Source organism: Terasakiella sp., assembly GCF_048267425.1.
In the GTDB taxonomy this organism is placed as follows: Bacteria; Pseudomonadota; Alphaproteobacteria; order Rhodospirillales; family Terasakiellaceae; genus Terasakiella.
Window position 1 is genome coordinate 186,973 of sequence record NZ_JBLWXN010000005.1, and the last position, 20,594, is coordinate 207,566.

Here is a 20,594-nt window from a genome sequence, read left to right on the forward strand (position 1 = left end):
GGGAGGGGGGCTGTAAAAACAACATATTTTTGAGTAAGATAGCAATGAAAGAACTGGGTTCTGCACAATTGGGCTGGAAAGAAAACAAAACCCCTGTATCCGGACGCTTTGATGATGTGTATTTCAGTGTGGATGATGGCCTTGCGGAATCTCTTTATGTCTTTGTGCATGGTTGCGGTCTTCCTGAGGCATTTGAGGGCAAGCAAGCATTTAACATTGCGGAAACCGGGTTTGGGACAGGGTTAAATTTTCTTTTGACGTGGCAAGTCTGGAAAGAAAGTAAAACAGATTGTCAGTTAAACTATTTTTCGGTGGAAGCTTTTCCTCTGGATAAGGAAGAACTAAAACAGGCTTATGCAAGTTTTCCCGACCTCGTTCCCTTTGCCGCTGAATTTCTAGATCATTATCCAACACTAAATCCGGGATTTCACCATATTGTTTTGGAAGGTGGCAAGGTTAAGCTGACCCTGATGCTTGGGGATGCCGCCGATATGTTTGGGCAATTGGACGGGCAAATTGATGCCTGGTATCTGGATGGTTTTGCCCCCGCAAAAAACCCTGAAATGTGGCGCGACGACGTCTTTGAACAAATCGGGCGTTTATCCACATGCGGCAGCGTTCTCTCTACCTTTACGGCGGCAGGTTTTGTCAAACGAGGTTTGCGTGATGTGGGGTTCGATATGTCAAAACGCCGGGGGTTTGGACGCAAGCGCGATAGCTTGATTGGTGTATTCGAAGGCGATGAAAAAAGACAACCTGCACCGTGGTTCAGCAAACCGCAGAAAGAATTTAAAAAACAAAAAATTGCGGTCATTGGCGCAGGGATTGCCGGATGTGCAACCGCCCGGCGTTTAATCGCAGATGGTCATGATGTGACTTTATTTGATCGAAATGACCGGGCAGGGCAAGAAGGGTCCGGTAATCGGTTAGGTCTGGTCAAACCACGATTAACGCAGGAAGGTTGGTTTAATGTCCGAACGTACCTGCATGCGCTTTATTACTATGATCATCTTGATGTTACACCGTGGCAAGGTGCGCGCGGCCTGTTTCAGATGGAACAGGATACAGCAGACCGTTTGAAATTAAAATTGCTGGCGGAAAAAGAGATTTTGCCACCGGATCATATGCGTCTTGTCACGGCACAAGAAGCCAGTGCGTTAATTGGTGTGTCTGTGCCGCGCGGCGGGTTATGGTTTACCAAAGCAGGATATGTGGAACCTTCCGCCCTGTGTCAGGCCCTAAGTGCGGATATGCAAACAAGATTTAGTACGGATATTACCGCCTTGATCCGTCATACAGACGGCTGGCAACTGAAGTCGGGCGAGGATGTCGTTTTTGAAGGGGATAGCGTTGTGTTGGCCACGGCGGGCGAAAATGCGGCCTTAAACCCCTATAGTAAAATGATTATGCGGGGTCGGCGCGGGCAGGTTTCTTATGTCCGTGCAACAAAGGAAAGTGAAAAAACACAATGCCCGTTAACCTGCGGCGGTTATTTCATCCCTGCCAAAAATGGACAGCATATTGTCGGAGCAACTTTTGATCATTGGCCGGATTTCTTTGATAAAAGTTATCGCGAGGTAACAGAGCAAAGCCACGAAAAGAACCGTAATAAATTACGTGATTATTTCCCCGACATGGATTTTGCGGTTGAAGGGGGGAGAGCCTCCATCCGCGCCATGACGCCGGACCATATGCCGATTGTCGGGCCTGTTTTTGATGAGGCCTGGTATAAAGAGGCTTATGCCCATTTGAAACATGGTCCCAAAGGAAAGGCTTTCTCAGATGCGCAATATGTTGACGGGTTGTATACCCTTTGTGGTCTTGGTGCGCGTGGTGTGCAAACTGCGCCTTTGTTGGCGGACGTTCTTGCCGCTTATATTTCCGGCACACCTTGTCCACTGGAAAACAGTTTTCGTGAGGCCTTGCACCCGGCCCGTTTCCTTATCCGTGATATTCGAAAGGACCGTTTGACATGACCCTTCGCCCGAGCGTTGTTTCCCCACAATCTATGAAAAATTTACGCCCCCGTAATGGCGGCGGGCAACCACAAAAAATGATGGTGATTGATTGCCGACATGAAAGTCACTGGAAAGCAATCCATGATGCGCAAGTCAATGGTGTGGTTTTGAGGCGTCGCCCAATACGCGCGATAGAAACCTTTTTTAACAATGCATTGGAAGGTGTTTTTAAAGTAAAAGATTTAGTTTGCGCACAAAGCCGTTTGCGCAGTGAATTGATCAAGTGCCTGCCCATTGCCGATGACGCGGACGATCTGCGTCGGAAATTTTTGATCAATGATATCGCAAATTGGATGCGGGTTATGATCACGCAATCAAGATCACGCGATTATCGGATCCGGGTTTGTGACGCGTTACCAACCGATTTTCAATCTGATCCAGCTGCCTTAAAAATGATCATCAGTTATCGTGGATTGGATGTGACCTTTCGTCAGCCAAAAGATAGTGATGAGCGCAGCGTCAGTCCCTATGGTGTGATGCTGTTTCGCGGAAAATCGTACGAAGGCCCGGTTGAGTGGCGCGCAAAAACAAATGGGGACCAACCGTTTTATGTGACGATTGAACCCCATTCTAAACGCCGCCGGATTGGCATCTAAATCTTACTTTTTGTAAAGTTCGTCGGGGGAGACGATAACTTCTTCCACAGTCTCGATTTTGCCGTCACGCGCAGCCCACGAAAAACAGCTACGTCGTCCTGTGTGGCAAGCGACACCTGTTTGGTTGACGCTGACAAGAACGGTGTCTTTGTCACAATCGGTGCGAAAATCGATAAGTTCCTGTTGTTGACCGGAACTTTCGCCTTTGCGCCATAATTGTTGGCGTGAACGGGAATAATAACAAACACGACCTGTTTTTAAGGTTTCAGCAACTGCTTCTTTGTTCATCCATGCCATCATCAGGATTTCGCCGCTATCATGTTGTTGTGCAATCGCCGGAATGAGGCCGTCGCTGTTGTATTTCAGCGCATCAACGATATTTTCGGGACTGTCTGTTTTCGAACACATGATATAAAACCTTTAAAAGAGAAGGGTTGGCGAATAAGTATCTATGTTCTAAATAGGACAAGAGCGTGATTGAGACAAGGCAAAACCATCTATGGAACTGGCATATCAAGATATAGGCGAAGGATACCCGGTCATTATCCTGCATGGGTTGTTTGGGGCGGCCAAAAACTGGAATTCCATTGCCAAACAAATGGCGCGTAAATACCGTATTTTAACGCTCGATTTACGCAATCATGGATCCAGCCCTTGGACGGATACGATGTCATATACGGAAATGGCCGCAGATGTAGTGGAGTTTCTGGATCAACGTGGTTTGGACAAAGCCGCCATTGTTGGTCATTCAATGGGTGGAAAAGTTGCCATGACCACGGCGCTGAAATCACAAGAACGGGTGGATCGTCTTGTGGTTGCCGATATCGCCCCAGTCAAATACCCGCGCATGACATTTAAATCCTACGTAGAAAAACTACAGTCTGTGGATTTAACCGGGGTAAAACGCCGTAGCGAAGTTGACCCATTGATTGCAGACGTCATTGAAAGCCCTGCGGTTCGCGCCTTTTTACTGGGGAATTTGGAAACAACAAAGGACGGTTTACGCTGGCAGGTGAACTTGGAAACGCTGGGCCGGGAAATGGAAACTATCGGAGGTGTACCCGCCATTCGACCAGATAGCACATATACGGGTGAAACCTTGTTTATTAACGGGGCGCAATCGGATTATGTACAGTCTTCTCATCATCAATTGATCCGTCATTTATTCCCGCAGGTAAAATTTAAAACGATTGAAGATGCGGGCCATTGGGTTCACGCCGAAAAGCCGCATGATTTTATGAACGCACTTTATGATTTTCTGCCATGAGCGATACATTCAACAATAAGCTGTCGGCGTACGTAAACGGACTTGATGCGCAAGGCTTGCGTCGACGTTTGCGCACAGTTGGCCAAACCCGCAACGGTCATACGCAATTTAAGGGACGCGATATTATTAATTTTTCGTCCAACAACTATATGGGGCTGGCTCAACATCCTGTGTTGATTGAACGCGCGTGTCAATGGGCGCAGAACTGGGGGACGGGATCTATGGCGTCACGCCTTGTTTGTGGCACGATGGAACTGCACGAACAGGTGGAAGATCGATTGATTGCGGCCAAGGGTGGGGAAGCGGCCCTGATCTTTAATTCCGGTTTTCAAGGAAATTCTGCAATTTTATCAGCCTTGTTTGATAAGGATATTCTGGGGACGGAGCCGCTGGTTTTTTGTGACCGTTTAAACCATGCCAGCATGCATCATGGATTAAAGGCCGCTGGCGTGCGCCAAATTCGCTATCGTCATAATGATTTGAACCATTTGGAAGAACTCCTGCAAAAACACGAAGGCAAGCCGGGGGACCGTTTTATCCTGAGTGAAAGCGTCTTCAGTATGGACGGCGACCAAAGCGATGTAGACGCATTGATTGCCTTGGCAGACCGATATGGTGCGCAGCTTTATCTGGATGAAGCCCATGCAACAGGGGTTCTTGGTCAGCGTGGTTTTGGTTTATGTGCCGGAAAAAATGTTGCTTTCAAAATGGGGACCTTTTCGAAAGCATTAGGTGGTTTTGGGGCCTATCTGGTTTGTTCAAAGGCGGTGAAAGACTATCTTGTAAACCGATGCACCGGATTTATTTATTCCACCTCGTTGCCGCCTGCGGTTTTGGGGGCGATGGATGCAGCCTTGGAACTGGTTCCAAGCATGGATGAAACGCGCCGTTGTTTATTGAAAAATGCACAAAAAGTTCGCGACAGCTTTATCGAAAGCGGATTTGATGTCGGTGGATCGACAACGCAAATTATCCCCCTGATTGTTGGGGAAGAAGACCATACATTGGAAATGGCAAAAGCTTTGGAATACGCGGGCATTTTGGGCATTGCCATACGCCCGCCAACCGTACCACGCGGCACAAGCCGTATCCGATTTGCCCTGAGTGCCGCCCATAGCAATGAGGATATCGACAAACTGTGTGATGTTGTGAAAAGCTTTGCACGATGAAAAAACTCGTTTTCGTTCATGGTTGGGGGTTTTCGCCTGAGTTTTGGCGCGGGTTGGCGACGGAGTTTTCAGATTTCACATGTGCGTTTGTGGATCTTGGCTTTATAAATGATGTTCATTCGATAAAGGATCCAGATGCCGTTTATATCACGCATTCCATGGGATTGGGATGGGTTGTTGAACAGGTGCCGAGCTGCCAAGCCGTGATTGCGATTAATGGTTTTACCAAATTTTGCCGTGATGAAAATTGGTCGGCCGGTGTGCCCCTGCGGATGTTGGAACGTATGATCCGTCAATTTGATCGTGCACCGGAAACTGTATGGATGGAATTTATGAAAAATTGTGGTGCGATTGATCCGGTTTATCCAGCGACGGCAAAGCCAGATGCCTTGTCAGGAGGACTTCGGTATTTGCGCGATTGTGACATTCGTACAAAGTTTAAAGAATTGCCCGCGGATAAATTGATAATTGCCGGGGATCAAGACAGGATCGTTCCTGAAAAATTAACACATGCCTCTTTCGGTAAGGACGTAATCTGGTATAAAGGGGGCAATCACCTGCTGCCCCTGTTTGAAGAAAAAAAACTGGCTACAGACATCCGCCGATTTTTGGACCGTTAATCCGTGAATAAAAAACTTATTGCGCAGTCGTTTGGCAAAGCGTCAAACACATATGAAAAAGACGCCCCCGTTCAGAAATGGACGGCTGGATTTTTGGCTGAGGTGATTAAAGGGTTGGACCTTGAACAGCCCGCCGATTGTCTGGAAATCGGCTGCGGGACAGGTTTCTTAACGCAAGAAATGATGACTTTATTTCCGCAGGCCAATTGGCTGATTACAGATTTGTCAGCGGATATGCTGGAAAGCTGCCGGGCGCGTATTGGTGATGGTGTTTCCTATCAGGTTATGGATGGTGAACATCCCGCATTGGAAAAGAAATTTGATCTAATCGTCAGTAGCTTGGCCTTTCAATGGTTTCAAGATTTGGAAAGTGCCTTAAAAGGTTTGAGCGGTTTATTAAAACCGGGTGGTCGACTGTTTTTCACAACCTTGGGACAAGAAACCTTTCAGCAGTGGCGCGATCATTTAATCCAACAAGGTATGGCGGTTGGATTGCATGATTATCCCTTGCTGGAAGATATGCAACAAATTGCCATTAAAGGGTATCAGGTGAGTTTCGCTCGTCAAAAGCGCCTGCAGCCCTATGAGAACGGTCTTGCCTTTCTACGGGCGTTAAAGGCGATCGGGGCGCAGGCGCCACAGCCCGGTTATCAACCGTTATCACCGGGGCAAATGAGAAAAGTTATCAAGACATTGGAAGAAGGCGGAAGTTGCGCCATGACCTACGATATTCTGGTTGGTACAATTACCAAAGAGGCATAAATGACGACTTATTTTGTAACGGGTACAGACACAGATGTCGGCAAAACGATTGTGTCCGCCCTTTTAACTCAGCAGCTTGATGGGTTTTACTGGAAGCCTGTGCAGTCCGGTATTATCGATATTGAAGATAAAGAAACGGTCCAGAAGATCGGGAACATTGCGCCGGAACGGATTTTACCTTGTGCTTATGAATTACGCGAACCTCTTTCACCGCACGAAGCCGCGCGCCGTGATGGTGTGAAAATTGATCTGGCAAAAATTATCAAGCCACAGGTCAATGCCCCTCTGGTCATTGAAGGGGCCGGTGGTGTGTTTGTCCCCCTGAATGATCATAATTTAATGATCGATTTGATCAAGCAAATGGATTGCGAAGTCATTGTCGTTGCCCGGAGTGGTTTGGGGACCATCAATCATACGATGCTAACGCTACATGCGTTGCAAAATTACAAAATACCCGTAAAAGGGGTTGTTTTGAACGGCCCATTAAATCCAGACAATAAAAATGCCATTGAACAATTTGGCAAGGTGCGTATTCTAGGGGAAATTCCGTATATTGAAGAACTGAATTTTTCAGGAATAGAAAAACCGATCTTCGATATCTGACGTACTTAGGATAACGAATAGCATATCCGGCTTAGAAGGATAGGATAAATGAAATTTTTATTGGCAGACGACCATGGTCTCTTTCGAGAGGGGATCAAGTTGATCTTCAATAAACTGCAACCGGACATTCAAGTTGTTGAGGCAGAAACCCTTCCGGAAACGGAAGCCAAATTGCGTGCAGGCGATGATTTTGACCTTATTTTGCTTGATTTGAAGATGCCGGGTGTTTCCGGTCTGGATAGCGTGCAAAAGATTGTGGGCCTTGCCGGGAAACAGCCTGTTGTGGTTATGTCCGGGGCTTATCGTCGCGTGGATGTGCTGACCTGTATTGATAAAGGGGCCTCGGGTTTTATCCCTAAAACGTTGGGTGGGCAGGCCATGATCAATGCGATTAATTTGGTTTTGCACGGCGAAAAATTTATCCCGTCTGTGATCTGTTCGACCGAAGAAGAATTAATCGAAGATGATACCGATTCCCATATTTTTGATGAATTAACAACCCGTGAACGGGAAGTTTTGAAATATCTGGTTGAAGGGCATTCTAATAAAGTGATTGCTAGTATTCTGGAACTTCAAGAAGTCACGGTTCGCGCACATTTAAAAGGTGTGTTCAGAAAGTTGGGCGTTTCCAGCCGTACCCAAGCTGTTGGTCTGGCTTTGAGAAGCGGTTTTACCGGCTAATTTCTAAAGCCGTTGCGATTGCATCAAGTAATTGCTGTTTATTTACAGGTTTTCGCAAAGTCAGACAGGCACCGGATTCTATTGCCTGACTGGATAGATTTTGATGTCCGACGCGTGCGCCCCCGGTAAAGGTGATTATCGGGGTTGTAATCCCGTCCGCACGCAACGCCTGAATAAATTCAACGCCATCCATTTGTGGCATAACCAGATCGGTCAGAATAATGTCGAAGGTATTCTTTCGGCAGGCTTCCCGGCCTTGCTCTCCTGATGAAACGGCCATTGCTTCAAATTGATTGCGCCTCAAGACCATCGCAACAGCGTTGCGTACAAGATCTTCGTCATCCACAATTAAAGCTTTCAGGGTAGGCATATGTGTCACGGGTGGTTATTCCTTTAACAGGGGCAGATAAATACAAATACAGGCACCTATAGTCGGTTCCTTGTTTTGACTGGTATAGAGGCACCCCCCTTGAGGAATGGCTTCGACAGCGCCGCCGTGATTTTCAACAATTTGGCGGACAACTGAAAGTCCCAGACCGGAGCCGTCTGTTTGCGTTTTGGTCGTAAAGAAAGGATCAAAGATCTCATTGAGAATGTGTTCCGGAATGCCGGGACCTGTATCGCTGATACAAACGGTTACGTAGTCGCCTTCCGGAATTTCAAAGCGACTGATTAATTCCGAATTTTCATCCACATAGATTTTTTGCATTGCAAAGGTGATGACGCCCTTTTCCTCACCAATGGCTTGCGCGGCATTCATACCCGTATTCATAATGACTTGGTGAATTTGATCAGGGTCGGCAAAGCAATAATAGCTTTCGTCGTTGCAGATTTCTTCAATTTTTATCGTTTGCGGAATGGAGGAACGTAAAAGTGCGAGGGTTTCTTCCATTTCATGGCGAAGTTCTATACGTGTCGGCTCGCTTTCTTCTGGTCGTGTATAAGTCAAAATACGGTGAACAAGACGGCGTGCCCGTTCAGCTGCCTGATGAATATTGCGCAAATTGCCATGAAGGAAAGGATCTTCCTGCGCGTCCTCCATCAACATTTCGCTGACCAGAAGAATAGGGGACAGCAGGTTGTTAAAGTCATGGGCGAGGCTACCCGCGACTTGACCCAATAATTCTTGTTTTTGTGCTTGAAACAATTGTTTTTGCAGTTCTAGTCTGTCTTCTTCGCTGGAACGCACATTGGTCAGGTCATATGCGGTTACAATAAACTGAACCTGACCTTGGTCTTTATAACGCGCCACATTAAATCCGGTTGGCAGAAGTTTTCCATCTGCGGTCTGCAAATTACCTTCCATATGGATGGAGGATCGCGTATTGGCTTCCATGAGAATTTCGGTCGGGCTGATCTCCATATCGAAATCAGTTATGTCGCGAAAATTACTTTGCAGCAAGACAGACCGTTTCAATCCTGTGCTTTCACACAGCTTTGGATTGACAGCAAGAATATTGCCGTCGGATGTCAACAACATAATACCTTCGCGGGCTTCATCTACAAGGCTACGATAACGTTGTTCGCTACGGATCAGGGCGTTTTGGGCCTGTTGTTGGACCGTTATGTCACGCATAATGACCACAAGCATCTGTTGAGAGCCGATTTCGATTGAACGCCCCGAAATTTCAACAGGTGTTCTTTTACCTTTTTTGCCGATTATAGTACTGCGTGCAGACTGGTCTTGCCCCCATAGAAACCCTTGATAATACCCCATCATTATATCAAGTTCTTGTTGATCGTGGATATCGTCAACACTCAGCTGAGAGATATTGTCCGGTAAAACTTCCAAAAGTTCGGCGGCTTTTGGGTTTCCTTCAATGATATTGCCTTCGTGGGATAATAATATGATGGCATCACCTGCGCCAGACATAACGCCGCGATATTTGGCAAGTGTTTCGAGTAAGGATTCACGTTCTTTAAAGTCCGTACCGACATCCTGGACAAAGCCAATCATCTTATTTGTATGTGCATCCATCTTCGCCATGAGGAGCACAGGGGTTTCCTGACCCTGTCGGGATAAAGTATGTGTATAAAAACGAAAACTACCACCTTGCTGAGATAGAGTTTCAAAATGTTTTTGCACTTTTGCCTGATCGCTGGGGCGGAAAAGTCCGATTAATGCGTTTAAAGAAGGCGGCAGCGTTTGAATGTCGAGATTGACAATTTTATATAGGTTTTGGGACCACCAAAACTCACTCGTTTCAATATCCCATTCCAACCCGGCGATTTGGGCACAATCTTCGATTTGTTTTCTGCGTGATATTTCTCTATCCAGTATGTAGGACGATTTTTCTTTTTTTAATATCGCATTATTGTTTGTAGAATTCATTGTTCCCACATATTAATAGAGATTGAATAGTTCATCTGCGAATTATTCCTTGGGGAAACAGTGTAGCTTATCAATTCGTTTGATAAAAGGGGAACACAATGATTTTCCGGTTTACTCCGGTTGTTTTATTTTTATTTTTGGGCGCTCTCTTCGGGGTGAGCGTTTTATTATTGCAGGTGTCCTATAAAAACGCTAAGGAAGCCCTACAGTTTGAACAGATTGAACAGCTTTCCCGGACACATGAAATTGCGCAGCAATATTTAAATTTTCGATTGAAGGAAGCCAAGCAATCCTTGGTAACGATTGGTTCTGTTTCCAATGATGAGATGACATTTAACCCTTTAAAAAACACAATCCTTGATTATGCTCTTTGGTTTGAATTGGAACAAGGTGAGGGGCCTGTTTTAAAGAAAACATTCGGTTCTCCTGTTGAAGGCGCACAAACCCTGTTATTTAAAAATGAGCATTGGGAATTAGAGCAAACTCCGAAGGGTCCCGCTCTGGTGATCCAAATACATGTTGTTAGCGAAAATAAGAATGGCGAAAAGCGAAACAGCCTCGTAAAAGGCGGTATATACCTCAAAAACAATTTTTCACTTGTGCATGGATTGCGTTCGGCCAGCCATGCCTATGCCCATTATATTATTCAAGATAGCACGGTTCTTGTATCCTCTTTGTCTCTGGAAGAAGGGGTTGAAGAAACGGCACAGCTGGTTTTGGAACATAAAGATCCGGTCTTTGCGCAATTGGGGGAATTTTTTAGTGGCGATATTTTACCCCTGCGATTAGAAGACGGGAAAAGCGGTTTGCATCTGGTAACCGTATCGACAACACAAGGGAGCCAGAACTGGCAGGAAAGTTTTAAACGAACTATTTTATTCGGGCTGCTTTGTTCACTGGTTATTTGCATCGCCGGAACTTATTTCCTGCATTTCTGGACGCACCATTCCATCCGCAAGCTTTTGGATTATGCGGCAGGTGTACGAATGGGACGTCAGGACATTCGTTATAAGCCGGGCACGATTTATGAATTTAATAGTGTTGGTGAAGTTATTGAGGAGATGGTCGGCGAATTATCCGAACAGTCAAAATATATCACGGACATATTTGAAGCCGGAAATTCTCCCATAATTGCTTGGGATAAAGATGGCTCGATTCGTGTTATGAATAATGCGATGCAACGTATTTTTGATCTGAACAATATAGATCAAATAAAGACGATAGATGATTTCTTCGCGCTTTATCCTGATAGTGATGCGCGTGTTGCTTGTCAGGATGCACATGCGGGTAAGGCAACACCAGCCTTGGAAACTATTACAAAAACACACAATCGTACTTATTACATTGTTTGGAGTATTACGCCGGTCAGAGATATACAGGAGAATATATCCGGTGTGATCTGTATAGGGCAGGATGTGACTGAGCGCCGCCTTGCGGAAGGTAATTTACGTTTATCTTCCACTGTCTTCGATAACACGGCAGAAGGTATTATCATTACCGATCATAATGCGGAAATAATTGATGTTAATACCGCCTTTAGTGAAATTACCGGATTTAGCCGCGAAGAAGTCATTGGGCAAAATCCCCGTTTAATGAAATCGGGGCGTCATTCTTCAGAATTTTATGATGAAATGTGGCGCAAACTCAATACCAATGGATTTTGGCGAGGTGAAATTTGGGACCGGCGCAAAAATGGCGAGGAATTTCCCAAATGGCTATCCATTAATGCCTGTCGGAATGAAAAGGGGAAACTGACGCATTATGTTGCCGTTTTTTCCGATATTACAGATAAAAAAGCAGATGAAGAAAAATTGGAGCAATTGGCCCATTTTGATCATTTGACAGGTTTACCAAACCGTATTCTTTTTCAGGATCGATTACACACGGCGTTGGCCCGTTCGCGACGTGAAAAAGCCCATCTTGCCGTTTTGTTTGTCGATCTCGATCGTTTTAAACAAATCAATGACACTTTAGGCCATCGCGTTGGGGATTTGCTTCTGAAAGAAGTCTCTAAACGTTTGTTATTTAGTATTCGCGAAATTGATACGGTGGCTCGTTTATCCGGTGATGAATTTACGGTGATTTTGACAGACATATCTTCCATTGAAGCCGTGGAACTGATCGCCTCCCGTATCGTTAAATCACTGGGGGCGCCGTATTTCTTTGAAGGACACGAATTGTTTGTGTCTGCCAGTGTTGGCATTGCCATTTATCCAACCGATGGTGAAAATAGCGTGGATTTATTACGTCACGCCGATGTTGCGATGTATCACGCAAAAGAAAAAGGGCGCAATAACTATCAATTCTTCAATGCTGAGATGAATGAGAAAGCGCAATCACAATTATCATTGGCCAATAAATTACGCGTTGCCCTGAATCGAAAAATTATTCATCCCCACTATCAATTGAAAGTGGATACTCAGTTAGGAAAACCAGTTGGTCTGGAAGCGTTGGCCCGGTGGAATGATGAAAGAGGGAAACCCATTTCACCCGTTCATTTCATCCCTGTGGCTGAAGAACATGGATTAATTGGAAGATTGGGAAAATCCGTTCTTAATCAGGTCTGTATTCAAATCAGAATGTGGCAGGATATGGATGTTGAATTTGGCAGTGTTGCGGTCAATCTATCCGCGCAACAGTTTCGGGATGCCAATTTGCTGAATGATATCAAAGAAGCGATCGAAGATAACCGTATTGATCCGACTTCACTTGAAGTTGAGGTGACGGAAAATATGGTTATGGATGATGTGGAAGATGCTATTCGCATTTTAAATGACATCAAGGAGATGGGCCTTAAAATTGCAATTGATGATTTTGGAACCGGGTATTCTTCGCTTAGCTATTTAAAACGTTTCCCTGTGGATACCTTAAAAATTGATCGAACGTTCATTCGGGATTTGACGGTTGACAATGACGATGCCGCCATTGTTTCTGCGATTGTGTCAATGGCACAAAAACTGGAAATAAACGTTGTTGCGGAAGGTGTTGAAACACAGGAGCAAGTCGAATTCTTACGTTCGATTAACTGTAATGTGGTGCAAGGATTCCTATATGCTAAACCATGTGCAGGTGGGGAAGTCCCGCTTGTGTGGCATCGAATGATTGAGGAATTCAAAGAATAAAGCACGCACCGTCACAAAAATGTAATAAGAATTACATATATTACGGTGCATTCATTTATTTTTGCTCCGTTATCACAAGAGGATATTGTGCTTTTTCGTAAAAAAAAGCCGGTTGTACAGGCTCGGCTACCCGAAATTGAAGAAAGAAAGCGCGTTGATGAAACGGCTGCTATTTTAGCATCGCTTGCAGAACCCATTATTGTTTTGGATCGCGAGCGTGTCGTGAAATATGCCAATAAAGCCGCAATGGATTTATTCGGCCGCGTTTTAATCGGGCGTAATATTGTGCAATGTTTACGTCAACCCCATGTGGTAGAGGCGGTCGAACATGTTTTTAATCACAAAAAAACGTGGGTTGGGGAGGCTAAGTTCCCGGCACCGGTGGAACGTCATTTAAGTTTGCATGTGGCCTTGGTTGGTGATGGCGACGGAGTAACGATTACCGTGCGCGATACTACTTTAGAAAAACGCACGGAAGAAATGCATTCTGATTTTGTTGCGAATGTCAGCCATGAATTACGTTCACCCTTATCCGCGTTGTTAGGGTTTATCGAAACCCTGCAAGGTCCGGCGCAAGATGATAAAGAGGCCCGAGTTCGCTTTCTGGACATTATGATACAAGAAGCTAACAGAATGGCGCGCCTGATCGATGACTTACTCTCTTTATCACGGGTGCAGATACAGGAACATGTTGTCCCTGCCGAAGCAGTCAATCTGACCCTGATCTTGCAAAATATTGTGGATATTCTCAGCCTGAAGGCAGAGGCACGCGATATGCCACTGATTTTAAATGCGGTGGATCGTGCATATTGGGTTGCTGGTGATTCTGATCAGATCACGCAGGTTTTTCAGAACCTTATCGATAATGCGATAAAGTATGGTCGATCTGGCACACCGGTTGAAATCACCTGTCATTTTCTGGACCGAATGCCGGACCGTGCCGTTCCCGGAATCTCTGTCAAAATCAAAGATCAAGGCGAAGGGATTGAAGAAGAACATCTGCCCCGTTTGACCGAGCGTTTCTATCGTATTGATAAGGCGCGGTCCCGAACATTGGGGGGGACCGGATTGGGACTCGCGATTGTGAAACATATCATCATGCGTCACCGTGGCCGCCTGAATGTTGAAAGTAAGATCGGTGTCGGGTCCACCTTTACAGTTATATTGCCGCAAAAAGTCTGAAAATTTAGCTGTGTCACAAAAGCGTAATACTAACGTAATAAAATCGTATCCAAGTAAAAATACTGTGTGCTCACTGACGTAAACGAAAAAGCGTTTACAAACTGAATCTCAGTTCACTTACTTTGTTTGGAGAATTCCTTATGTCACTTAAGAAGACTCTTGCTGTCGCAGCTTTAGCTTCTGTTGTTGCCGCTGGCGCTGCTGAAGCACGCGATCAAATCCGTATCGTTGGTTCTTCTACTGTTTATCCGTTCGCAACTTCTGTTGCTGAAACATTCGGTAAAACAACAAGTTTCAAAACACCTGTTATTGAATCCACCGGTTCTGGCGGCGGTTTCAAACTGTTTTGCGCCGGTGTTGGTGAAGAACACCCGGATATCACAAACGCATCTCGCGCTGTGAAAAAGTCCGAAATCGAACGTTGCGCGAAAAACGGTGTTGAAAAAATTACCGAAGTTAAAGTTGGCTATGACGGTATCGTTGTGGCGAACTCCAAAAAAGGTAAGCGCATGGAAATCACCCGCAAGCAGATCTTCCTGGCTTTGGCCAAGGATGTTCCGAATGCGGAAGGCAAGTTGGTTGCGAACCCGAACCAGAAATGGTCCGATATTGACCCGTCTTTGCCGGATACAAAAATTGAAGTTCTCGGCCCGCCGCCGACCTCCGGTACACGTGACGCGTTTGCCGAGCTGGCACTTGAAGGTGGTTGTAAGCAATTCCCGCAAATCAAAGCTTTGAAAAAAGGCGATGACAAGATGGGTATCGCAAAAGACAAAAAGAAATATAAGGCCATTTGTCATTCTATCCGCGAAGACGGTGCTTATATCGATGCGGGTGAGAACGATAACCTGATTATCCAGAAATTGAACGCAAACCCGGATGCATTCGGCGTATTTGGTTTCTCCTTCCTTGATCAAAACTCTGACACTGTTCAAGGGTCTTTGATTGACGGTAAAGAGCCGCTGTTTGAAGCCATTGCGGATGGTTCTTATCCGGTTTCCCGCCCGTTGTTCTTCTACGTCAAAAATGCACACATCGGTTCTGTACCGGGTATCCTGGAATATCTGGCTGAATTCACCAATGACAAAGCCTGGGGTGATGAAGGTTACCTGACAGACAAAGGTTTGATCCCGATGCCGACTGAAGAACGTGCGAAATACAAAGCAGCCGTTCAAGCACTGGGTGCTGGCAGCTAATCTACCGTTCCTTGTGAAAGGCGGCGGTGTTTGAACGTCGCCTTTCCTTTTTCTATCCACTTTAATTGATTGTGATCGCTGAGATATGCAAACCACGATTTTTACATTTACCGTTCTGCTTCTGGCTGTAATCGGCTTTTATATGGGGCGTGCGCGTGCGGTTTCTTCCGTTGGGGGGAATATCCGTCAGTTGCACTCTCTGCCCCGCCATTATGGGTATTACGTCTCTTTATGGTGCGGTCTCCCGACATTATTTTTATTTATTCTTTGGTTTATTTTTGAACCGCAGATTATTAACAGTCTGGTTCTCCATAATGTCACGGCTATCAATGACGAGACATCAAGCGCGATGGTTGCCCGTATCCTTAGTGATATTAAATTCATCGCTGCAAACGGAACCAACGTTAAATCTGCTACACCGGAAATGATTGCCGCAGCCGATCATTACCTTGCACTGAAAAAGATTGGCATTGCCTGTCTTGGTGTGGCTGTTCTGGCCTTTGCTATTGTTGGTCTGGTAATCGGCAACAAAAATATCGGTGAAAAACTCAAGGCACGTGATCAGGTTGAAAAAGCCATTCGGATTTTGTTGCTCGCAAGTTCCGTTGTTGCCATTCTGACAACCATCGGGATTGTGTCTTCCTTGTTATTTGAAGCCATTCGTTTCTTCGGAAAAGTTCCTTTAAGCGAGTTTCTGTTTGGATTGGAGTGGAGCCCGCAAATCGCGTTGCGTAAAGATCAGGTTGCCAGCCAAGGGTCCTTTGGTGCCGTTCCGATTTTTGCAGGCACAATGTTGATTTCCTTTATTGCAATGTGTGTGGCTGTTCCGGTTGGTTTGCTGTCGGCGATCTATATGTCTGAATATGCAACGCCGAAAGTCCGTGGTCTTGGTAAGCCGGTTCTTGAAATACTGGCGGGTATCCCAACTGTTGTATATGGTTTCTTTGCGGCCCTCGTTGTTGCGCCGACCATCCGCAATATTGGCGAAGGTTGGGGACTGGAAGTTGCCTCGGAAAGTGCATTGGCTGCTGGCCTGGTAATGGGGATTATGATTATCCCATTTGTTTCCTCTTTATCCGATGACGTTATTCGTGCGGTTCCGCAAGCTTTACGGGATGGATCTTATGCGTTAGGCGGGACAAAATCGGAAACGGTCTTACAAGTTATTCTTCCTGCGGCGTTACCGGGGATTGTTGGCGGTATCATGTTGGCAATTTCACGCGCAATCGGGGAAACCATGATCGTGGTTATGGCAGCCGGCCTATCTGCCAATTTAACGGCCAACCCGTTACAAGCTGTTACGACTGCGACGGTGCAGATGGTTACCCTTCTTGTCGGTGACCAGGAATTTGACAGTCCAAAAACATTGGCAGCCTTTGCCCTTGGTTTGGTTCTGTTCTGCGTCACCCTCTGTTTGAATGTCATCGCGCTTCGCGTTGTTGCAAAATACCGAGAGAAATATGACTGAGTTAAAAGAATCTATGCAAAAAGCCCATGCACGTTTGAAAAAACGTCGGGCGGCAGAAAAACGTTTCAAAATGTTTGGTGTCGGCGCTCTCGCATTTGCTTTTCTTTGTGTCCTGATGTTGTTTACCAGCATCATTTCAAATGGTTACACGGGCTTTAAGCAAAGCTACATTCAGCTTGATTTCGTGATGGATGAGACGATCATCGATCCGGATGGCTCTCGTGATCCGGCAAAGATGAGGTTTTCGAATTATAATGCCTTGGTAAAAACGGCATTGAAAACCAAATTCCCGGATGTGACCAACCGTCGTGACAAACGAAAACTATATGGTTTGATCAGTTCAAGTGCCGGTTTTGACCTTCGCGATATGGTTTTGAATGATCCCTCGATTATTGGTACGACACAATCCGTTTGGGTGATGGCCTCTGACGAAGTGGATATGTTGATCAAAGGCGTTTTTGATCGCACGCAACCGGAAAGTACTCGTCCGATTTCAAATGCAGAAATTGCATGGGTGGAAACTTTGGAAAAAGAAGAACGTGTTGAATCGCGTTTCAATACCAACTTTTTTACTTCAGGGGATTCCCGTGAACCGGAACAAGCCGGTATACAAGGTGCGCTTGTCGGCTCAGCCTTAACAATGTTGGTCACATTGGCCTTGTCTTTCCCTTTGGGGGTGATGGCGGCGATTTATCTTGAAGAATTTGCACCAAAAAACAAGTTTACCTATCTTGTTGAGGTCAACATCAACAATCTGGCAGCTGTTCCTTCGATTGTGTTTGGTTTGTTGGGGCTTGCGATTTTCCTGAACCTGTTTGGTATGCCCCGTTCTGCGCCTGTGGCGGGTGGTATGGTTCTGGCCTTGATGACCTTGCCGACAATCATCATTGCAGCACGTGCGGCCCTTAAATCCATTCCACCGTCCATTATGGAAGCGGCGATTGGGGTAGGGGCTTCTAAAATGCAAGCGGTCTTCCACCATCAATTGCCATTGGCGCTGCCGGGGATTCTGACAGGTACGATTATTGGTATGGCACAGGCCTTGGGTGAAACCGCCCCCTTGCTGATGATTGGTATGGTTGCCTTTATCGCCGATGTACCAAGCACGCCGTTTGATCCGGCAAGCGTCTTGCCTGTACAGGTTTATTTGTGGGCCGATAGCCCCGAACGAGCCTTTGTTGAAAAAACTTCCGCCGCAATCATGGTCCTGTTGGGGTTCCTGATTACAATGAATGCTTTGGCCGTCCTCTTGCGTAAAAAGTTGGAACGACGTTGGTAAAAATGGAAATGAAAGCTATGAAACCAATGACAAAAGATAATGCAGTTGATATTGAGAAGGAACTCAATCTCAGCAATGGAAATGTCTCGAAAGGTGTCAATTCCGTGAAACTGTCGCAAGACGAAGTCAAAATCGCAGCCAGGGATGTTCGCGTTAAGTATGGCGAAAAGGAAGCCTTGTTCGGTATTAACCTTGATATGCCAAAGGGTAAGGTCACATCCTTCATCGGCCCATCTGGTTGCGGGAAGTCAACGTTCCTGCGTTGCTTAAACCGTATGAATGATACGATTGATGGGTGCTCCGTCACTGGTAAAATCATGGTTGACGATGTAGATATCCTTTCAAAACAGGTGGATACTGTTTTGTTGCGGGCCAAAATCGGCATGGTTTTCCAGAAACCGAACCCGTTCCCCAAATCGATTTATGATAACGTTGCCTACGGCCCGCGTCTTCACGGCTTGGCAACTGATAAAAACGCACTGGACGAGATCGTTGAAATCAGCCTCGAAAAAGTCGGTTTGTTAAAAGAGGTCAAGGATCGTTTGTTAGAACCGGGAACCGGTTTATCCGGTGGGCAACAGCAACGCTTGTGTATCGCACGCGCCATTGCTGTTGATCCTGAAATCCTGTTGATGGACGAACCCTGTTCCGCCCTTGACCCGATTGCAACGGCAAAAATCGAGGAATTGATCGATGAGCTGCGCGGATCTTACACGATCGTAATCGTGACGCACTCTATGCAGCAAGCGGCGCGTGTGTCCCAGCAAACAGCCTTTTTCCATCTTGGTAATCTGGTGGAATATGGCGAGACTGAACAAATCTTCACTTCACCGGTTGATGAGCGCACTAAAGGCTATATCACAGGGCGTTTCGGCTAAGGCGAGTATAAAAAATGAATAACGTAGAACATACTGTAAAATCCTACGACAGCGAATTAACCAAACTGGACAACGCGATTGCCCGCATGGGCGGTATGGCGGAATCTCTTCTCGGTCAAGCGTCCGAGGCGTTGGTAAAACGTGACACAGCATTGGCTGCCGATGTTATCCATGATGATCTGAAAGTGGATGAACTGGAAACAGAAATCAATGCCGAAGCAACCCGCATTTTGGCCTTGCGTCAACCTGTTGCCGATGACCTGCGCACGGTTATTTCTGCACTTAAAACATCTTCGGATCTGGAACGTATTGGTGATTTGTCTAAAAACATTGCCAAACGAACCATTACATTGTCCAGCGGGACGCCGATTGGGGCGGTTCATACAATTGCACGTATGGCCTCGTTGGTTCAGTCTATGGTGCATAATGTTCTGGACGCCTATCTGGAACGGGACGAGCGTAAAGCCTTGGATATCCGCCAGCAAGACGAAGTCGTTGATCAACTGCATACCAGCCTGTTTCGCGAACTTCTGACCTATATGATGGAAGACCCGCGCAATATCACATCCTGTACACATTTGTTGTTTATCGCTAAAAACGTGGAACGTGCAGGCGATCATGCAACCAATATTGCAGAAAATGTGTATTTCCTTGTGACGGGAGCGCACCCGGAAGACGAGCGTCGCAAGGATGACGAAACCAGCTTTACTGGCCTTGAAGGATAAAAGACGATGGAACCACTTGTTTTGATCGTTGAAGACGAACCGCCTTTGGCAGAGTTGGTCCGTTATAATATTGAAAAAGAAGGCTTTCGTGCCCTTTGCGTCGGTGATGGCGAAGAAGCCATGTTGCTGGTTGAGGAAGAAGAACCCGATCTGGTTATTCTGGACTGGATGCTGCCGGGATTAAGCGGCATTGAAGTGTGCCGCCGTTTGCGCGAACGCAAAAGCACAAAATCTTTGCCGATCATCATGCTGACAGCGCGCGGTGAAGAAAGCGACCGTATTCGGGGATTGGATAGCGGGGCAGACGATTATATCGTGAAACCCTTTTCTCCGAACGAATTACTGGCCCGTGCAAAGGCCGTCTTACGCCGATCCAGCCCGGCCTTGGCGCAGGATAAATTGAACTATGAAGATATTTCAATGGATTTGACGGAACATAAAGTTTTGCGCGATGAAATACCTGTTCACCTTGGCCCGACAGAATATCGTTTATTACGCGTTCTGATGGAACGTCCGGGGCGTGTGTTTTCACGTGAACAATTGTTGGACAAGGTCTGGGGACGTGACATTCATGTGGAAGTCCGTACTGTTGATGTTCATATCCGGCGCTTGCGCAAAGCCCTGAGCATTAATGATCGTCCTGATTTTATTCGGACCGTTCGAGCAGCAGGTTATTCATTAGACTCAACCGTTTAA

The 20,594-nt window shown here is 46.1% G+C and carries 19 protein-coding genes; 16 read left to right on the top strand and 3 right to left on the bottom strand.

Annotation, left to right across the window (positions count from 1 at the left end; all coding sequences use genetic code 11):
* Positions 1-44: 44 nt before the first annotated feature.
* Entirely contained in the window at positions 45-1,976 is a 1,932-nt protein-coding gene (gene mnmC, locus ACN0VA_RS10080; protein ID WP_417821027.1) for a bifunctional tRNA (5-methylaminomethyl-2-thiouridine)(34)-methyltransferase MnmD/FAD-dependent 5-carboxymethylaminomethyl-2-thiouridine(34) oxidoreductase MnmC, read from the top strand.
* Positions 1,973-2,614, top strand: coding sequence for a DUF1826 domain-containing protein (locus ACN0VA_RS10085; protein ID WP_417821028.1), 642 nt, complete (start codon positions 1,973-1,975; stop codon positions 2,612-2,614). The genes mnmC and ACN0VA_RS10085 overlap by 4 nt, the downstream gene beginning before the upstream one ends.
* Positions 2,615-2,617: 3 nt before the next feature.
* Here ACN0VA_RS10085 and hisI read toward each other — a convergent pair whose 3' ends face one another.
* Positions 2,618-3,022, bottom strand: coding sequence for a phosphoribosyl-AMP cyclohydrolase (hisI, locus tag ACN0VA_RS10090; protein WP_417821029.1), 405 nt, complete (start codon positions 3,020-3,022; stop codon positions 2,618-2,620).
* A 91-nt stretch (positions 3,023-3,113) separates the two neighbouring features.
* Here hisI and ACN0VA_RS10095 point away from each other — a divergent pair, with 91 nt between their 5' ends.
* The 6 genes from ACN0VA_RS10095 to ACN0VA_RS10120 are packed head-to-tail and all read left to right on the top strand — an operon-like array spanning position 3,114 to position 7,716.
* The gene (locus ACN0VA_RS10095) at positions 3,114-3,881 is read left to right on the top strand and encodes an alpha/beta fold hydrolase (RefSeq protein WP_417821030.1); all 768 of its coding nucleotides are present in this window, start codon (positions 3,114-3,116) and stop codon (positions 3,879-3,881) included.
* Positions 3,878-5,050: an 8-amino-7-oxononanoate synthase gene (bioF, locus tag ACN0VA_RS10100; protein ID WP_417821031.1), complete on the top strand. Its 1,173-nt coding sequence runs from the start codon at positions 3,878-3,880 to the stop codon at positions 5,048-5,050. Before ACN0VA_RS10095 ends, bioF begins: the two co-directional genes overlap by 4 nt.
* Positions 5,047-5,670: an alpha/beta fold hydrolase gene (locus tag ACN0VA_RS10105; protein WP_417821032.1), complete on the top strand. Its 624-nt coding sequence runs from the start codon at positions 5,047-5,049 to the stop codon at positions 5,668-5,670. Before bioF ends, ACN0VA_RS10105 begins: the two co-directional genes overlap by 4 nt.
* Positions 5,671-5,673: 3 nt before the next feature.
* The gene (locus tag ACN0VA_RS10110; RefSeq protein WP_417821033.1) at positions 5,674-6,432 is read left to right on the top strand and encodes a methyltransferase domain-containing protein; all 759 of its coding nucleotides are present in this window, start codon (positions 5,674-5,676) and stop codon (positions 6,430-6,432) included.
* Complete coding sequence (gene bioD / locus ACN0VA_RS10115; protein WP_417821034.1) at positions 6,433-7,035, top strand: dethiobiotin synthase; 603 nt, start codon at positions 6,433-6,435, stop codon at positions 7,033-7,035.
* 48 nt (positions 7,036-7,083) lie between these two features.
* Positions 7,084-7,716: a response regulator gene (locus ACN0VA_RS10120; RefSeq protein ID WP_417821035.1), complete on the top strand. Its 633-nt coding sequence runs from the start codon at positions 7,084-7,086 to the stop codon at positions 7,714-7,716.
* Here the strand turns inward: ACN0VA_RS10120 and ACN0VA_RS10125 are convergent.
* Positions 7,706-8,086, bottom strand: a complete 381-nt coding sequence (locus ACN0VA_RS10125; protein ID WP_417821123.1) for a response regulator — start codon at positions 8,084-8,086, stop codon at positions 7,706-7,708. The two genes, ACN0VA_RS10120 and ACN0VA_RS10125, sit on opposite strands and share 11 nt — an antisense overlap.
* A 15-nt stretch (positions 8,087-8,101) precedes the next feature.
* Complete coding sequence (locus ACN0VA_RS10130) at positions 8,102-10,048, bottom strand: PAS domain S-box protein (RefSeq protein ID WP_417821036.1); 1,947 nt, start codon at positions 10,046-10,048, stop codon at positions 8,102-8,104.
* A 155-nt stretch (positions 10,049-10,203) separates the two neighbouring features.
* On the opposite strand from ACN0VA_RS10130, the gene ACN0VA_RS10135 reads away from it, so the two are divergent.
* The 8 genes from ACN0VA_RS10135 (at position 10,204) to phoB (ending at position 20,594) form a co-directional block, all read left to right on the top strand.
* Positions 10,204-13,170 carry an EAL domain-containing protein gene (locus tag ACN0VA_RS10135; protein WP_417821037.1) on the top strand — a complete coding sequence of 989 codons (2,967 nt, stop codon included), beginning with the start codon at positions 10,204-10,206 and terminating at the stop codon, positions 13,168-13,170.
* Between the two features lie 87 nt (positions 13,171-13,257).
* The gene (locus ACN0VA_RS10140) at positions 13,258-14,352 is read left to right on the top strand and encodes an ATP-binding protein (protein WP_417821038.1); all 1,095 of its coding nucleotides are present in this window, start codon (positions 13,258-13,260) and stop codon (positions 14,350-14,352) included.
* A gap of 140 nt (positions 14,353-14,492) precedes the next feature.
* On the top strand, positions 14,493-15,548 hold the full coding sequence (locus tag ACN0VA_RS10145) for a PstS family phosphate ABC transporter substrate-binding protein (RefSeq protein ID WP_417821039.1): 1,056 nt from the start codon (positions 14,493-14,495) through the stop codon (positions 15,546-15,548).
* A gap of 85 nt (positions 15,549-15,633) precedes the next feature.
* Entirely contained in the window at positions 15,634-17,016 is a 1,383-nt protein-coding gene (pstC, locus tag ACN0VA_RS10150) for a phosphate ABC transporter permease subunit PstC (RefSeq protein WP_417821040.1), read from the top strand.
* On the top strand, positions 17,009-18,295 hold the full coding sequence (pstA, locus tag ACN0VA_RS10155; RefSeq protein WP_417821041.1) for a phosphate ABC transporter permease PstA: 1,287 nt from the start codon (positions 17,009-17,011) through the stop codon (positions 18,293-18,295). The genes pstC and pstA overlap by 8 nt, the downstream gene beginning before the upstream one ends.
* Positions 18,296-18,312: 17 nt before the next feature.
* Positions 18,313-19,173, top strand: a complete 861-nt coding sequence (gene pstB / locus ACN0VA_RS10160; RefSeq protein ID WP_417821042.1) for a phosphate ABC transporter ATP-binding protein PstB — start codon at positions 18,313-18,315, stop codon at positions 19,171-19,173.
* A 14-nt stretch (positions 19,174-19,187) separates the two neighbouring features.
* A complete protein-coding gene (gene phoU / locus ACN0VA_RS10165; RefSeq protein WP_417821043.1) occupies positions 19,188-19,898 on the top strand; it encodes a phosphate signaling complex protein PhoU in 711 nt (236 codons plus the stop codon).
* Between the two features lie 6 nt (positions 19,899-19,904).
* The gene (gene phoB / locus ACN0VA_RS10170; RefSeq protein ID WP_417821044.1) at positions 19,905-20,594 is read left to right on the top strand and encodes a phosphate regulon transcriptional regulator PhoB; all 690 of its coding nucleotides are present in this window, start codon (positions 19,905-19,907) and stop codon (positions 20,592-20,594) included.

Bases quoted from the DNA above. Each gene is read 5' to 3' on its own strand.
- mnmC (WP_417821027.1), top strand. From the start codon at position 45: ATGAAAGAACTGGGTTCTGCACAATTGGGCTGGAAAGAAAACAAAACC.
- ACN0VA_RS10085 (WP_417821028.1), top strand. From the start codon at position 1,973: ATGACCCTTCGCCCGAGCGTTGTTTCCCCACAATCTATGAAAAATTTA.
- hisI (WP_417821029.1), bottom strand. From the start codon at position 3,022: ATGTGTTCGAAAACAGACAGTCCCGAAAATATCGTTGATGCGCTGAAA.
- ACN0VA_RS10095 (WP_417821030.1), top strand. From the start codon at position 3,114: ATGGAACTGGCATATCAAGATATAGGCGAAGGATACCCGGTCATTATC.
- bioF (WP_417821031.1), top strand. From the start codon at position 3,878: ATGAGCGATACATTCAACAATAAGCTGTCGGCGTACGTAAACGGACTT.
- ACN0VA_RS10105 (WP_417821032.1), top strand. From the start codon at position 5,047: ATGAAAAAACTCGTTTTCGTTCATGGTTGGGGGTTTTCGCCTGAGTTT.
- bioD (WP_417821034.1), top strand. From the start codon at position 6,433: ATGACGACTTATTTTGTAACGGGTACAGACACAGATGTCGGCAAAACG.
- ACN0VA_RS10120 (WP_417821035.1), top strand. From the start codon at position 7,084: ATGAAATTTTTATTGGCAGACGACCATGGTCTCTTTCGAGAGGGGATC.
- ACN0VA_RS10125 (WP_417821123.1), bottom strand. From the start codon at position 8,086: ATGCCTACCCTGAAAGCTTTAATTGTGGATGACGAAGATCTTGTACGC.
- ACN0VA_RS10130 (WP_417821036.1), bottom strand. From the start codon at position 10,048: ATGAATTCTACAAACAATAATGCGATATTAAAAAAAGAAAAATCGTCC.
- ACN0VA_RS10145 (WP_417821039.1), top strand. From the start codon at position 14,493: ATGTCACTTAAGAAGACTCTTGCTGTCGCAGCTTTAGCTTCTGTTGTT.
- pstC (WP_417821040.1), top strand. From the start codon at position 15,634: ATGCAAACCACGATTTTTACATTTACCGTTCTGCTTCTGGCTGTAATC.
- pstA (WP_417821041.1), top strand. From the start codon at position 17,009: ATGACTGAGTTAAAAGAATCTATGCAAAAAGCCCATGCACGTTTGAAA.
- pstB (WP_417821042.1), top strand. From the start codon at position 18,313: ATGAAACCAATGACAAAAGATAATGCAGTTGATATTGAGAAGGAACTC.
- phoU (WP_417821043.1), top strand. From the start codon at position 19,188: ATGAATAACGTAGAACATACTGTAAAATCCTACGACAGCGAATTAACC.
- phoB (WP_417821044.1), top strand. From the start codon at position 19,905: ATGGAACCACTTGTTTTGATCGTTGAAGACGAACCGCCTTTGGCAGAG.